Raw genomic sequence first — 14041 nt, 5'->3', positions numbered from 1 at the left:
CGGAGGCATTGCCTCCGGGCGCTTCTCTGTAAAAAAGTTCAGTGCTTGTCCAGATACTCCGCGGCGGAAAGGCCCGCGATGAGCCCCTCGCCCACCGCCTTGGCCACCTGCAGCGGCGCGCCGGTGACGTCTCCGGCGGCAAAGGCGCCCTCGATGTTGGTGGCCATGCGCCGGTCCACCTTCACAAAGCCGTCCTCGATGGCAAGACCCGGCAGCAGGGTGTCGGGGGCGATGGCGCTGCGCAGGATGAACACCCCCTGCACCGGCAGCCGCCGGCCGGCCACCTGCACCCACTCCACCGTGTCGCCGCCGCCCACCGCCTGCACCGCGCCGGCCAGATGCTCCACGGCGTCGCTCAGCTCCGCGGGGCGCCTGCCGGAGACGAAGCGCACCTTGCAGCCGATGGAGGAGAGGAAGTTCGCCTCGCCGGCGGCCTCGGGGGAGAGGCCCCACACCACCACCTCGCGGCCCCGGTAGAGCATGCCGTCGCAGGTGGCGCAGTAGGACACGCCCCGGCCCAAAAATTCGCTCTCGCCCTCCACGGGCTTGGCTTTGGCCACGCCCCCGGCCAGGATCACCGTGCGGGCCTCCAGGATGTTGCCGTCAAAATTCAAAAGGAAGCGGTCGCCCATGGCCAGCACGTTTGCCACCCGGCCCGGCTCGGCCTCGATGCCCATGGCCTTCGCGTGGTCGGCAAAGGCGGCCAGCATCTCCTCGCCCGAAAGCCCCGGCAGGCCCAGGTAGTTGTCCACCCGCTCGGCCTTGGCCAGCAGGCCCGCCCCCGCGCCCAGCACCCGGACGCCCTTGCCCCGCTGGTGCAGGTTGATGGCCGCCGAAAGCCCGGCGGGCCCGCCGCCCACCACCGCGCAGTCCAGCATCTTTTCGCTCATAAAAAACGCGCCTCCTTTGCCCGTTGCCTTTTGTTTCAGTATAGGGCGCCGCGGCGCCGTTCACCGTAATTTTATCACAAAGGGGGGCGCATTGCCAACAGGTACAACTGCAGGTATAATAAAGATAACAAAGAAAAAAGGGGGAGTGCCGTGTGTTTGGCGCACCGGACAAAAAACTTGGCTTTGGGTTCATGCGGCTGCCCATGCGGGGGGATCAGGTGGACGTCGAGACCACCTGCCGCATGGTGGACGAATTTCTGGCGGCGGGCTTTTGCTACTTCGACACCGCCCATGGCTACCACGACGGGCAGAGCGAGGCGGCGCTGAAGGAGGCGCTGACCAGCCGCTACCCCCGGGAGAAGTACATCCTGGCGGACAAACTCTCGCCGCCTTTTTTTAAGACGGAGGCGGATATCCTGCCCCTGTTCGAGAGCCAGCTGGCTGCCTGCGGGGTGGAGTATTTCGACATGTACCTGATGCACGCCCAGAGCGCCGGGCGCTTTGAGTTCTACAAGAGCTGCCGCGCCTATGAGACCGCCTTCCGTTTGAAGGAGGAGGGACGGGTGCGCCATGTGGGCATCTCCTTCCACGACACCGCCGAGGTGCTGGAGCGCATCCTCACCGAATACCCCCAGCTGGACTTTGTGCAGCTGCAGTTCAACTATCTGGACTACGAGGACCCCCAGGTGCAGAGCCGCGCCTGCTACGAGGTCTGCCGCCGCCACGGCAAGCCGGTGATCGTGATGGAGCCGGTGAAGGGCGGGCGGCTGGCGCAGCTGCCCGACGAGGCCCGGGCGCTGCTGGCCGGTGTGAGCGACAGCAGCCCGGCAGCCTTCGCCCTGCGCTTCGCTGCCGATTTTGAAGGGGTGAAGATGGTGCTCTCCGGCATGAGCAGCCCCGAACAGATGGAGGAGAACCTGCGGGTGATGGGCAGCCTCGCGCCCCTCACCGACCGGGAGCGGGCGGCGGTGGAGCCGCTGCGGCGCATCCTGACCGCGGAGCAGCTGGTGCAGTGCACCGGCTGCGGCTACTGCGTCTCCGGCTGCCCGGCCTCCATCCGCATCCCGGATCGCCTGGCCGCCTACAACGCCCGCCTGCGGGGCGCGCCGGACGCCGCCGCCCGCAACGCGGCGGTGCAGGGCGGCGAGCCGTCGGCCTGCGTGGGGTGCGGCGAGTGTGAGAAAAGCTGCCCCCAGAAACTGCCCATCCGCCGGCTGCTGGCCCTGGCCGCCCGGGAATTTGCGTGAGCGGCCCCGCAAACGGCAAAACGCGCCGGCCCGGTCAGATCCACCGGGCCGGCGCGTTTCCATGATGCCGCCTCACTTGCGGGAATACTTCAGCCGGGTGGCGGCCCCGCCCCGCAGGTGCCGCTCGGCCTTGTTGGCCCCCAGCACCTGCTGCACCTGCCGGTACAGCTGGGGATTCAGCCGCTTGAGCCGGGTGGTCACATCCTTGTGCACCGTGGATTTGCTGACGCCGAAGGCGCCGGCGGCGCTGCGCACGGTGGCACGGTGTTCGGTGATGTACAGCGCCAGCTGCAAGGCTCGCTCGTCGATGTTCCCTTTCACACAGCGTCACTCCCCGTGATGATTCTCACGGGGAATATATATGCGCTTTTTGGCCGGGATATGAAGGGGCGGCCGGAGGGTGGGGCAAGGGCAAAACGATGAAAAAAAGCAAAACCGGTTGACAGCCGCCGCCCGGGGTGGTATCCTAAGCATGTGAAAAAGGGCATACAGCAGTGCCGGATCTCACGATCCGCACTGCTGTATCTTTTTTTGTGTAAAAACTAATAAGCGTCGAAAAGGGGAAACAGTCATGTTGACAGCGATCACTGGCGTAAACTGGGGCGACGAGGGCAAGGGCCGCATGGTGGACCTGCTCAGCCGCGACTATGACATCGTGGCCCGGTATCAGGGCGGCAACAACGCGGGGCACACCGTGAAGAACGAGCGGGGCAAGTTCGTGCTGAACCTGCTGCCCTCCGGCATCCTGCGGCCCAACGTGGTCTGTGTGATGGGCGGCGGCATGGTCATCGACCCGGCCCATCTGGAAAAGGAGATCGCCGCTCTGCGGGAAAAGGGCGTGCAGATCAGCCCGGCCAACCTGAAGATCAGCGACCGGGCCACCGTGTGCATGCCCTGGCATGTGGCCGAGGACGGCCTGGAAGAGGATCGCCTGTCCGCCACCGGCAGCCAGTTCGGCTCCACCCGGCGGGGCATCGCCTACGCCTACGGCGACAAGTACATGAAAAAGACCCTGCGCATGGGCGACCTTGTGCACCTGGACGAGGGCCGCAAACGCCACCTGGCCACCATCGTGGAGTGGAAGAACCTGACGCTGGAGCGGGTGTATGGCGCGAAGCCCATCGACCTGGAGGAGGCCTGGGCCTGGTGCCAGAAGTACGGCGAGTTCTTCCGGGAGTACATCTGCGACGCGGGCGCCTACCTGGCCGAGGCGGACGACGCGGGCAAGAAGATCATGTTCGAGGCCCAGCTGGGCGCGCTGCGGGACATCGACTTCGGCATCTACCCCTACACCAGTTCCTCCAATGTGATCGGCGCCTACGCCCCCATCGGCGCGGGGCTGCCCGGGCACAAGCTGGACAAGAGCATCGGCATCATGAAGGCCTATTCCTCCTGCGTGGGCGAGGGCCCCTTCACCGCCGAGCGGGCCATGACCGAGGAGGACAAGCACCTGTTGCGGGAGGCGGGCCACGAGTACGGCGCGGCCACCGGCCGGCCCCGGCGGGTGGGCCCCTTCGACGTGGTGGCCAGCCGCTACGGCGCAAACTGCCAGGGCGCGGACGAGCTGGCCCTGACCCTGCTGGACGTGCTGGACTACATGGAGCAGGTGCCGGTGGTGGAAAAGTACCTGGTGGACGGCGTGGAGACCGACCGCTTCCCCATGGGCACCGCCCTGGATAACGCGCAGCCGGTGGTGAAAATACTGCCCGGCTGGCACTGCGACATCAGCGGCTGCCGCCGCTGGGAGGAACTGCCCGAGGCGGCGAAGGACTATGTGCGCTACATCGAGAAGGCGGTGGGCCGGCCCATCCGCTACATCTCGGTGGGCCCCGACCGGGACGCCTGCATCCTCAAGGACGGCGAATAAAACAAAAGGAACGCCCCGCAGGGCGTTCCTTTTTTTGTGTGCTCAGGGCTGCGGGCCGTACTGGGGCGGCTGTTTTGCCTCGCCGGGGCCGGCGGGCACCGCGGCATCTTCCGGCACGTCCAGGGGCAGGCAGGGCAGGGGCCGCTTCCAGACGCGGCTGGCCAGGCTGGGCAGGTAGAGGGCGGCCATCAGCACGCAGCTCACGATCACATCCGTCCAGCCGATGACCTGGTTCTCGATCACGTTGGCGCTGCCGGCAAACACCGCGATGAGGTTGTTGTTCAGAAAATGCACCACCACCGGCACCCACACGGTGCGGGTCTTGTGCTGGGCATAGCCCAAAAAGGAGGCCAGGCAGACGCACAGCAGCACCTGGTTCACCAGGCTCTGCACCCAGGTGGCGGGGCTGTAATAAAACACGTTCAGCGGCAGGTGCCAAAAGCCCCACAAAACGCCCAGCAGCAGCACGCCCCGCCGGGGGCCGAAGCGCTTTTGCAGCAGCGGCTGCAAAAAGGCACGCCAGCCGTATTCCTCACCAAAGAAGGGCGTGAAGGCCAGCACAAAACTCAGCGGCAGCGACGCGAACAGCAGCAGGCTGTACACCCAGTTGGAGGAAAAACCCATTTCCTCCATGGTGGCGGTGGGGTCCACCAGCTTTGTGAACAGGATGAGGATGACAAAGCGCCCCAGATACAGCGCCAGGAACAGCAGCACCGTGGTCACGAGACCCTTGCCGCCGGTGCCGGTCAGACGCAGGCCGCCGGCGGTGCGGCGGGCTTTGCCGTCCACAAAATAGAGCACCCAGCACACCAGGCTGCCGACGACCATGATCCAGGTGGAGACTGTCACCGCCAGAGCCGGCACCGTCACAGTGCCCAAGGCGGTGACGCCCATCAGCGCGGTGAGGACGAGAAAGCCGAAGTAGAACCGGCGGGGCAGGGTCTGGTCGCCCCGGCGGGTGACAAGCAGCGCCAGCATCGCGCCGGCGGCGGGGTAAAACATCTGGGCGTTGGCAAACGCCGAGGTGTCGGCCCCCGCCCGCTGCGCGAAGGCCATGGCGATGCCCATCAGGTAGGGCACGCCGAAGGCAATGGCAAAGAAGATGGCAAGCTGCCGTTTTTCCGTTTTGGTCCATTCCATCGTTGGTTCCTCCATTCATTCCGGCCTGCGGCCGTGTTCCAGTTTGTAGGCGCGCAGCAGATAGGTCAGGGTCTGGACGAGCCACAGCCCGCCCAGCACCACCGCCCACAGCACGCTGGTTCCGCCGCTCATTGCCGCCAGCAGCGCCGCCAGCATGGCAAAGGGATAGATCTTGTTCATGGTGAGGTAGACGTGGTAGCCGCATTCGCCGATGCGCTGGCGCTCGGCTTCGTCGCAGCTGGCGTACCAGTCCTTTTGAAAGCGGAGGTCGAACACATTGCCCCGCTTTTCCGGCGCCAGGCGCTGCATCGCGCGCACCACCGCCGCCTGCAGCCCGTAGCTCCAGGCGATCTCTGTCAGCATCAGCGGGACGATGCCCACCACAAAGAAATTGCTTTTCAGCACGCTTACCGCGGGCAGCGCCAGGCAGACGGTGAGCATCATCCAGGGCATCACCACCGCCGAAAAGGTCATGGAAAGGCTCAGCCGCCGGTTGGCCGCCTCAAAGGCGTCGTCGTCCTTGTCCGCCCGGGCGGCGGCCTTTTTGCCGGTGAGGTACAGCCAATGGGCCACGGCGCAGGGCACAAGGCCTGCCGCCAGCAGCCAGGGCCCGGCCAGGATAAGGCAGTCGCTCACCTGCTGGAGCAGCTGCCGAAGCCCGTCTTCGCGGCCGAACAACAAAGCGCCGATGGCCGCCCCCGCCAGGGCGCTGGCCACCATCAGGATGGCAAATTTCACATAAATGCCCGTATTTCTTTTGGGCCCTTGGGGTTGCTTGTTCATTCCAGTTCCTCCCCGGTCAGATAAAAGACCTCGTCCACAGATTTGCCGAACACCCGGGCGATGCGCAGGGCCAGCGTCACCGAGGGGTTGTAGTCTCCCCGCTCGATCAGGCTTACCGTCTGGCGGGACGCCCCCACCATCTGCCCCAGCTCCTGCTGATTCAGCCCCTTGGCGGCCCGCAGTTCCTTCACGCGGTTTACCAGTGGCATAGGCGGCCTCCCTTCTGTACTTGCAAAATATTTTTGTCAAATTGACAATGATCGTTGTCAATATCAGTATAGCATGACAATAATCTTTGTCAATAGGGTTTGACAACTTTTTTTGTCAAACGGCCGGGGCTGCCCGGATGAGCGGCAGGCGACGGAAAAGACGCAGGAGGAAGGGGCGGAGGCGCGGAAACAAAAAAGCGCCGGTCAGCGGGGCGGCCGGGCACAAAAAATCCCCCGCCAAAGGGCGGGGGAAGGGTGGTGTGGATGGGGCGCGGCGAACGGCGGCTCAGGTGATGTGCAGCGCCCGCTGGGCGCGGTAGAGAAAGTAGCGGAAGGTGTCCGCCGTCAGCCACAGCTGGATGAGGACGTAGTGGGGCAGGTTTTTCAAGCGGAACCTGGGTTTTTCCAGTTTGCCCATCACCTTGAGCGCCTCTTTGAAGCCCTGGAAGTAGGCCGGGCCGTAGCCCCGCAGACGGAACATCACCGCCTTCATCAGGTAGCCCAGCGCCAGGAAGGGAAGGTTGAGCAGAAACATCAGGATGGGCATGTTTTTGTAGGGCAGCAGGATGCTGTTGCGCCCGCTCTGCACGCTTTTGAAGGGGTTGTAGCGCACCGCCCCGGTGGTGGCGCCGCAGATGTGGTAGCAGCGGGCGGTGGGACAGTAGACGTTTTTGTAGCCCAGGCTGTTGGCCCGCCAGCTGATGTCCACATCCTCGAAATAGGCGAAAAAGTGCTCGTCGAACAGGCCGATCTCGTCCAGGATGCGCTTGCGGTAGAGCGCCGCGCCGCCGCAGGCGGAGAACACCCGGCCCGGCTTCTGGTAGCGGCCGACCTTCATGCCGTCGCCCCGCTTGCAGGCGAAGCCCAGCAGGGTGACATAATCCCCGGCGTCGTCGGCCAGGTCCCGCTCAAAGTGGCGGATCATCAAACTGCTCACCGCGAAGATGCGCTGGTCGGTTTGGGCGGCGGCCAGCAGGTTTTCCAGCCACTCCGGCTCGGCGAAGGCGTCGTTGTTGAACAGGGCCACGAACTCGCCTTTGGCGATGCGGATGCCCTGGTTCACGGCGTGGGAGAAGCCGGTGTTGCGGTCGTTTTCAATGAGGGTGTAGTTCGGCCGGCCCACATAGCTGCGGGCGATGGCAAGGCTCTCGTCGGTGGAGGCGTTGTCCACCACGATCAGCTCAAAATCCTGCTCGGTCTGGGCCCAGACGGACTCGATGGAATCCCGCAGCCAGCCGGCGCCGTTCAGGTTGGGGATCACAACGGTGGCTTTCATGGCGCGCCGCCTTTCCTCGTTGGATTGTGGCCGGGGCGACCCGGCCACGCTATTATACCATAAATCGGCCGTGAAAGGGCATGGCCCGCCCTCTTTTCCGGCCGCCCCGTAAAGGGCGGGGAAAAGGGCGTTTGCAAAAGGCATCACAGCCGCGCTGCGGCTATTATACCAAAAAACGCCGCCCGGGGCAACGCCCGGGCGGCGGCGGAAGCGGATCAGGCCAGCGCGTCCTTGATGGAGGAGAAGACGGTATCCTGCTCGGGGCACATCACCAGCACCACCTCGCCGGACTTCACCGTCTCCAGTTTCGCGGCCTTGGCGATGGCGTACTGGTCCGCCAGATAGTTCTCCTGGGCGGCCTTCTGGCCGTCGATGAAGGTCTGGAGGCCGTCGGTCACGGCGGCTTCTTTGCCGTCGGCGGGCTTGACGATGGCAAGCCCGTAGGACTGCACGTTCATCAGGCTCACGCTGAACACCGCCTCCTGCACGTCCTCGGCGGCAAGGCCCAGCATCTGCAGGCACATGGCGCCCTGGCTGGCCACGTCCTCGTCGGTCAGATCGCCGGCGTAACCGCCGCTGGCGGTGTAGGCGCCGTCCTTCAGGTGGAAGATCACATAGTTCTCGTTGTCCTCGGCCGGGCGGGCGGCGGCGAGGATGGCGGCATAGTCCTTCGGCTCGCCCGAGGAGGCGGGGGAGGAGCCGCAGGCCGCGAGGCCCAGGGCCAGCACACAGGCGGCCAGCAGACTGAAAATGCGTTTCATGGGAAAAGACTCCTTTTTTGATTACTGTGCCCCGCACAAGGGGCGTCGATACCTATACGCGCCGCAAGGCGAAATTATTGCGCCGCCGGGTCCATCGGGTCAAGCTGGCGGTCCACCGGAGTGGACAGGATGATCTGGGTGCTGGTGGGCCCCGAGCGCTGGCAGCGGGTGATGAGGTGCTCCAGCGCGCGCATACTCTCGCAGGCCACCTTGACGATGTAGCTGTGGCTGCCGGTGACGTGGAAGCACTGGGTCACCTGCCGCTCGGCGTGCACCGCCGCCAGAAAGTCGTCCCGGTCGGCGGGGGCCACCGACACGCTGATGAGCGCGTTCACCGTCTGCTGGTTCTCAGGCGCCTTCAGCACCACCGTGTACCCGTCGATGATGCCCTCCCGCTCCATCCGGTGGATCCGGCTGGACACCGCCGGGCTGGTGAGGGACACCTGCTCCGCGATGTCCTTCACTGACATCCTTGCGTTTTGCGCTAAAAGGCCCAGGATTTTTTTGTCCAGTTTGTCCATTGTGTATTTCCTCCGACGACAGATGGCAATTGTGATAAAAAACTGATAATTTAAAGGGATTTGGCTGTAAAAATTTACAAAACAAAAAATGACTCGCAGATTTTGTGGACAACTTAATTATATAAATAAAATATCAAATTGTAAAGAAATTCCAAAAAGAAAATCCGCGATTTTTTATTTGACATATAAAGCAAAACCCGTATAATAATAACCGTAGCACCCCGCAGGGTGCCTCATGAATTGCTTTCTCACCTTATTTATACTTTCCCACCCCTCTATGCAGCAAGACCCGCCGCAAGGCGGGTCTTGCTGCGTTGTGGGGGCGTTGGCGCAAAAGGGCGCGGCCGCCGGCCGCGCCCTTTTGTTTATTTTACAAGATAAGGCAGATAGAGGTGCAGATCGGTGCTCTTGACAAATCCCTCGAAGTACACCCCGTCCTCCCGGTAGTCCTCCGACGTGACGCTGCCCCGGCTGCGCATGGCCTCCGCCAGGGACAGCTTGTCGTAGGGCAGCAGCAGCTTCACCGCCCGCACCCGGTCGGCCAGGGCCTCGTCCAGCTTTTGCAGCAAAGCGTCCAGCCCGCGGCCGGTGCGGGCGCTGGTGAGCAGCACCCCCGGCTGGAAGGCCACCGCCCCCGCCTTGTCGCACTTGTTGTAGACGGTGATCTGGGGGATGTCGCCGCAGCCCAGCTCCGCCAGCACCTGATCGGTCACCTCCAGCTGGGCCTCCCGCTCGTCGTCGGCGGCGTCCGCCACCTTGACGATCACGTCGGAATAGGCGGCCTCCTCCAGGGTGCTCTTGAAGGCCTCCACCAGCTTGTGGGGCAGCCGGCTCACAAAACCCACCGTGTCCACCGCGATGACGTTGAGCCCGCTGGGCAGGGTCAGCTTGCGGGCGGTGGGGTCCAGGGTGGCAAAGAGCATGTCCGCCTCCAGGGCGTCCGCGCCGCACAGGGCGTTCAGCAGGCTGGATTTGCCCACGTTGGTGTAGCCCACCAGGCTCACCACCGGGGTGCCGGCCCGCTGGCGGGCCCGGCGGTTTTCGTCCCGGCGCTTTTCCAGTTCGGCCAGCTTCTGCTCCAGCGCCTCGATGCGCCGGCGCACATGGCGGCGGTCATATTCCAGCTTGCTCTCGCCGGCGCCGCGCCGGGCGCCGCCGCCGCCCCCGCCGCCGCCGCCCTGGCGGCTCAAACTTTCGCCCAGGCCCGCCAGCCGGGGCAGCCGGTAGCGCAGCAGGGCCAGTTCGGTCTGCACCTTGCCCTCGTTCGTGACCGCCCGGCTACGGAAGATCTCCAGGATCAGCATGGTGCGGTCGATGACCTCCACCCCCAGCGCGTCGGAGATGTTGCGCAGCTGGCTGCCGGTGAGTTCGCCGTCGAACACGGCGGTCTCCACCGCCAGGTTTTCACAATAGAGCCGCGCCTCCGCCAGCTTGCCCTCGCCCAGCACGGTGCCCGCCTCGGGGGCGCCCTTTTTCTGCACCAGGCTGGCCACCGCCTCCATGTTGTTGGCCTCGCACAGGGCCGTCAGTTCGTCCATGCTGCGGTCGGCGTCAAATTCGCCCATGTCCAGCCCCAGCAGCAGCACCTTCACCGGCGGCGTGTTTTGCGTGATCTGTTCGCTCATGTGTCTTTTTCAAAGGCCCCGGGGCCTTTCCTCCTTTTTGAGAACGTATGCCCGGCTGGGCACCGGCGTGCCGTCCCATCTGTGGTAAACGGCGTCGTGGTCAAAACGCCAGCCGGCCTTTTCCATCACCCGGCCGCTGGCGGGGTTGGCCGCGGCATGACAGCAGCCCAGCCAGGCGCCGTCCACCCGGTCGAACCAGAAGTCCCGCACGGCCGCCAGCGCCTCGGTGGCGTAGCCCTGGCCCCAGAAGGCCCGGCCCAGGCAGTAGCCCGGTTCCCACACCCCGGCGGAAAAGTCGAGGCCCGGCGCGCGCCAGCTTTCCGGCGCCTGCTCCTCGCCCAGCACCAGGCCGATGGTGCCCAGCAGCGCGCCGTCCGATGCGCGGCGCACCGCCCAGTTGTAGTAGTCCGCGTTTTGGTACAGGCATTCCCAGCCGGCCAGCAACTCGAGGGTCTCCAGGCTGTTTTTGTGGGTGGGCCAGCGCATGAAGCGGGTCACGGCGTCGTCCCCCGCCCAGGTGGAGAACATCGCCTGGGCGTCCGCGGGATGCAGCCGGTCCAGCACAAGGCGGGAGGTGGAAAGGGTCACGGTGCCCTGGTGACGCATGGCGCGGCCTCCTTTTCAAAAGTTTTCCTTCATTATAGTGGCGGCAAAAGGGCTTGTCAATTCCGCGGGCGGTGAAGAAAGGGCAGGCGCTGCCTCGTTACAATGGGCAAGACGTCAAATTCAAACGATGCGCGCATTCCCAAGGAGAGACCCTCATGCCCTGCGTTTACATCCTGCTCACCCGCACCGACACCCTGTTTGCCCGGATGCTCCACGGCATCAGCGGCAGCCGCTACACCCACGCCAGCCTGGCGCTGGACCGGGACCTGGAACATCTTTACAGTTTTGCCCGCCGCTACGAGCCTTTTATGCTGCCCGGCGGCTTTATCCGGGAGGACATCCACGCCGGGGTGTTCGGCCGCTGCGGCGGGGCGGACAGCCTGCTGCTGGAGCTGCCGGTGAGCGAGCGGGCCTATGCGTTCATCCGGCTGCAGCTGACCTGGATGGAGCGGGCCGGCGGCCGCTGGCACTACGACGTGCTGGGGCTGGTGCTGGCGGGCCTGGGCATTCCCCACGACCGGCGGGGCAAGTGTTTTTGCAGTCAGTTTGTGGCGCGGGTGCTGGAGGAGGCGGGGGCGCTCACCCTGCCCCGCCATCCGAGCCTCATCCGCCCGGAGGATTTTGCCTCGCTGCCCGGCCTGCGCCCGGTGTACCAGGGGCCGCTGGCCTGGGCGGACGCGCCCCGGGTTGCCCCCGCGCCGGCGGCGTGAGACAAAAGGGAAAGGAGCCTGTGCCAAAGGGCACAGGCTCCTTTTTTGCGCGTTACTTGTTGAACACGTCCAGGCTGGTGGTCTTGCCCGGGTAGAGACCCATGGGCTCGTAGTGCACCACGCCCACGCTGACGATGTGGGTGCCGTTCTCGGCGTTGAAGTCATCCAGATACGGCTGATGCTGGAAGTAGTTGGCGTCCAGACTGCCGTCCTCCACGCCGGTGTTGGGCATCACATAGTCGTCAAACTCCACGATGTCCAGCGTGACGTTGTGCTCGGCCAGGATGGGGGCCACATGCTCCAGGATCTCCGCGTGGGGGCTGGGGGAGGCGCCCACCTTCAGGGTGACCGGCTCGGCGATCTCGGGATAGGGCAGGTCCTGGGCGCCCATGGGCATCACCACGCCGTTGTAGCTGTCGGCGATCCAGTTCTGGGTGTCCTCGCTCATCAGGGCGGCCAGCAGCGCCTGCACGGCGGGCTCGTTCTCCCGGCCTTCCTTGACGCACAGCACGTTGCCGTAGGTCTGGGCGGCCACACTCTCGGCGTCCTCGGTCACCAGAACGGTGTCGCCGATGCCCGCGCCGGAGGCGTAGTTGCCGTTGATGACCGCGAAGTCCAGGTCAGGCAGGCTGCTGGGCAGGTTGGCGGCCTCCATGGCCACGATCTTCACGTTGTAGGGGTTGTCCTTCACGTCCCGCTCGGTGGCCGCGAGGCCCACCCCGTCGTTCAGGGTGATGATGCCCAGGTCCTGCAAAAGCAGCAGGGCGCGGGCGCCGTTGGTGGCGTCGGCGGGGATGCCGATCTGCAGCTGCTTGCTGGAGCCGCAGGCGGCGAGGCCCAGCGCCAGGCACAGGGTCAAAGCCAGTGCGATGATCTTTTTCATGGTCGTTTCTCTCCTTATCTTCTGTTGCGATTTATCTCTTAAAGCCGCCGGCCCATTCCCTCCGTGGCGGGCGGCCTTAATGCGAACGGTTCAGCGGTTGCGCTTGTCGGACTTGCGGGCCAGAAAGCTGCACACGCTCTGGATGATGCACACCAGGATGACCACCAGCACCACGGTGGCGTACATCACGTCGGTCTGGTAGCGCTGGTAGCCGAAGCGGAAGGCGATGTTGCCCAGGCCCCCCGCGCCCACCGCGCCGGTGACGGCGGTGTAGCCGAAGATGGTGATGATGGTGATGGAAAGCCCCCGCAGCAGGCTGGGCACGCTCTCCACCAGCAGCACCCGGGTGATGATCTGCCAGTTGGTAGCGCCCATGCAGCGGGCGGCCTCCACAACGCCCTGGTCGATCTCCTCCAGGCTCTGCTCCACCATCCGGGCCACAAAGGGAGCCGCGGCGATGGCCAGGGGCACATTGGCCGCCGTGGCGCCGATGGAGGTGCCCACGATCAGGCGGGTGAGGGGCAGCACGAAGAAGATCAAGATCATGAAGGGGATGCTGCGGAAGAGGTTCACCAGCCAGCCGAACACCGCGTTGAAGGTGGGGGCGGCCATGATGCCGCCGGGCTTGGTGGTGGTGAGCAGCACGCCCAGGGGCAGGCCGATGACGTAGGCCGCCAGGGTGGGGACAAAGGTCATGTACAAGGTTTCCAGCGTGCCCTCCCAGAGCAAGTCGCCGTACTGCGCGAAAAACTGTGCCATCTCCCTCACACCTCCTCTTTGCCCAGCAGCAGCCGGGCCACTTCGCTTTGCGGGTTTTCAAAGATCTCCGCCGTCGCGCCCTGTTCCACGAACAGGCCGTTGTCGATGACCACCATCCGGTTGCAGATGGACCGCACCACCGCGAGTTCGTGGGTGATGATGATGATGGTGACCCCCAGCTTTTTGTTGATGTCCTTCAGCAGTTCCAGCACGCTCTTGGTGGTGAGGGGGTCCAGGGCGCTGGTGGGCTCGTCGCACAGCAGCACCTGGGGCTCGCTGGCCAGGGCCCGGGCCAGGGCCACCCGCTGCTTCTGCCCGCCGGACAGCTGGCTGGGGTAGCTGTGTACCCGGTCGGCCAGGCCCACCAGCTCCAAAAGCTCCTTCACCCGGGCGGCCACCGCCGCCTTGTCGTACCGGCCCAGCTTCAAAGGAAAGGCCACATTCTCGGCCACCGTCTTCTGCATCAGCAGGTTGTAGCCCTGGAACACCACCCCCATCTGCCGGCGGGCGCTGCGCAGGTCCGCGCCGGAGAGGGCCGCCAGGTCCCGCCCGTTCAGCAGGATCTGCCCCTCCGAGGGCTTTTCCAAAAGGCACAGGCAGCGCAAAAGGGTGCTCTTGCCCGCGCCGCTCATGCCGATGACGCCGAAGATGTCGCCGTCCTGGATGGTAGCGGAGGCGTTTTGCAGCGCCACCACCTTGCCGCTCTTTTCGGTGAATACTTTGCTCAGGTTTTTGATCTCGATCATGATGCTGTGTTCTCAACT

General features: G+C 64.8%; 16 protein-coding genes. 3 read left to right on the top strand and 13 right to left on the bottom strand.

Annotated elements, in window-relative coordinates; translation table 11 throughout:
• Positions 1-38 precede the first annotated feature (38 nt).
• Positions 39-890: an NAD(P)/FAD-dependent oxidoreductase gene (locus ACH2A7_RS04165; protein ID WP_394960377.1), complete on the bottom strand. Its 852-nt coding sequence runs from the start codon at positions 888-890 to the stop codon at positions 39-41.
• Between the two features lie 152 nt (positions 891-1042).
• On the opposite strand from ACH2A7_RS04165, the gene ACH2A7_RS04160 reads away from it, so the two are divergent.
• Positions 1043-2137 (top strand): aldo/keto reductase, encoded by a 1095-nt coding sequence (locus ACH2A7_RS04160; RefSeq protein WP_394960375.1) that lies wholly within the window; start codon positions 1043-1045, stop codon positions 2135-2137.
• A 72-nt stretch (positions 2138-2209) separates the two neighbouring features.
• Here the strand turns inward: ACH2A7_RS04160 and spoIIID are convergent, their stop codons facing one another.
• Complete coding sequence (gene spoIIID / locus ACH2A7_RS04155) at positions 2210-2458, bottom strand: sporulation transcriptional regulator SpoIIID (protein WP_394960373.1); 249 nt, start codon at positions 2456-2458, stop codon at positions 2210-2212.
• Positions 2459-2708: 250 nt separating this feature from the next.
• On the opposite strand from spoIIID, the gene ACH2A7_RS04150 reads away from it, so the two are divergent.
• A complete protein-coding gene (locus tag ACH2A7_RS04150) occupies positions 2709-4004 on the top strand; it encodes an adenylosuccinate synthase (RefSeq protein WP_394960371.1) in 1296 nt (431 codons plus the stop codon).
• A 42-nt stretch (positions 4005-4046) separates the two neighbouring features.
• Here the strand turns inward: ACH2A7_RS04150 and ACH2A7_RS04145 are convergent, their stop codons facing one another.
• From ACH2A7_RS04145 to ACH2A7_RS04110, 8 genes are all read right to left on the bottom strand, one after another.
• The gene (locus ACH2A7_RS04145) at positions 4047-5144 is read right to left on the bottom strand and encodes a CPBP family intramembrane glutamic endopeptidase (protein WP_394960369.1); all 1098 of its coding nucleotides are present in this window, start codon (positions 5142-5144) and stop codon (positions 4047-4049) included.
• A gap of 15 nt (positions 5145-5159) precedes the next feature.
• Positions 5160-5882, bottom strand: a complete 723-nt coding sequence (locus tag ACH2A7_RS04140) for a DUF3169 family protein (protein WP_394960367.1) — start codon at positions 5880-5882, stop codon at positions 5160-5162.
• A 41-nt stretch (positions 5883-5923) separates the two neighbouring features.
• Positions 5924-6136 carry a helix-turn-helix transcriptional regulator gene (locus ACH2A7_RS04135; protein ID WP_394960365.1) on the bottom strand — a complete coding sequence of 71 codons (213 nt, stop codon included), beginning with the start codon at positions 6134-6136 and terminating at the stop codon, positions 5924-5926.
• Positions 6137-6422: 286 nt separating this feature from the next.
• Positions 6423-7412 carry a glycosyltransferase family 2 protein gene (locus tag ACH2A7_RS04130; RefSeq protein WP_394960363.1) on the bottom strand — a complete coding sequence of 330 codons (990 nt, stop codon included), beginning with the start codon at positions 7410-7412 and terminating at the stop codon, positions 6423-6425.
• A 215-nt stretch (positions 7413-7627) separates the two neighbouring features.
• Positions 7628-8173, bottom strand: a complete 546-nt coding sequence (locus tag ACH2A7_RS04125) for a DUF4358 domain-containing protein (protein WP_394960361.1) — start codon at positions 8171-8173, stop codon at positions 7628-7630.
• A gap of 74 nt (positions 8174-8247) precedes the next feature.
• A complete protein-coding gene (locus ACH2A7_RS04120; protein ID WP_394960359.1) occupies positions 8248-8694 on the bottom strand; it encodes an Lrp/AsnC family transcriptional regulator in 447 nt (148 codons plus the stop codon).
• Between the two features lie 365 nt (positions 8695-9059).
• On the bottom strand, positions 9060-10319 hold the full coding sequence (hflX, locus tag ACH2A7_RS04115) for a GTPase HflX (protein ID WP_394960357.1): 1260 nt from the start codon (positions 10317-10319) through the stop codon (positions 9060-9062).
• 9 nt (positions 10320-10328) lie between these two features.
• Positions 10329-10925, bottom strand: coding sequence for a GNAT family N-acetyltransferase (locus ACH2A7_RS04110; protein WP_394960355.1), 597 nt, complete (start codon positions 10923-10925; stop codon positions 10329-10331).
• A 155-nt stretch (positions 10926-11080) separates the two neighbouring features.
• Here ACH2A7_RS04110 and ACH2A7_RS04105 point away from each other — a divergent pair, with 155 nt between their 5' ends.
• Positions 11081-11635, top strand: a complete 555-nt coding sequence (locus ACH2A7_RS04105; protein WP_394960353.1) for a hypothetical protein — start codon at positions 11081-11083, stop codon at positions 11633-11635.
• 52 nt (positions 11636-11687) lie between these two features.
• Here the strand turns inward: ACH2A7_RS04105 and ACH2A7_RS04100 are convergent, their stop codons facing one another.
• From ACH2A7_RS04100 to ACH2A7_RS04090, 3 genes are all read right to left on the bottom strand, one after another.
• Positions 11688-12518 (bottom strand): MetQ/NlpA family ABC transporter substrate-binding protein, encoded by an 831-nt coding sequence (locus tag ACH2A7_RS04100; RefSeq protein ID WP_394960351.1) that lies wholly within the window; start codon positions 12516-12518, stop codon positions 11688-11690.
• A 90-nt stretch (positions 12519-12608) separates the two neighbouring features.
• Positions 12609-13277 (bottom strand): methionine ABC transporter permease, encoded by a 669-nt coding sequence (locus ACH2A7_RS04095; protein WP_394960349.1) that lies wholly within the window; start codon positions 13275-13277, stop codon positions 12609-12611.
• A 5-nt stretch (positions 13278-13282) separates the two neighbouring features.
• Entirely contained in the window at positions 13283-14023 is a 741-nt protein-coding gene (locus ACH2A7_RS04090) for a methionine ABC transporter ATP-binding protein (protein ID WP_394960347.1), read from the bottom strand.
• Positions 14024-14041: the final 18 nt, after the last annotated feature.

The organism is Candidatus Allofournierella merdavium (assembly GCF_944382735.1).
Classification (GTDB): domain Bacteria; phylum Bacillota; class Clostridia; order Oscillospirales; family Ruminococcaceae; genus Allofournierella_A; species Allofournierella_A merdavium.
The sequence above is the reverse complement of the archived record's forward strand: the minus strand, read 5'-3'. Positions and strand labels throughout refer to the sequence as shown.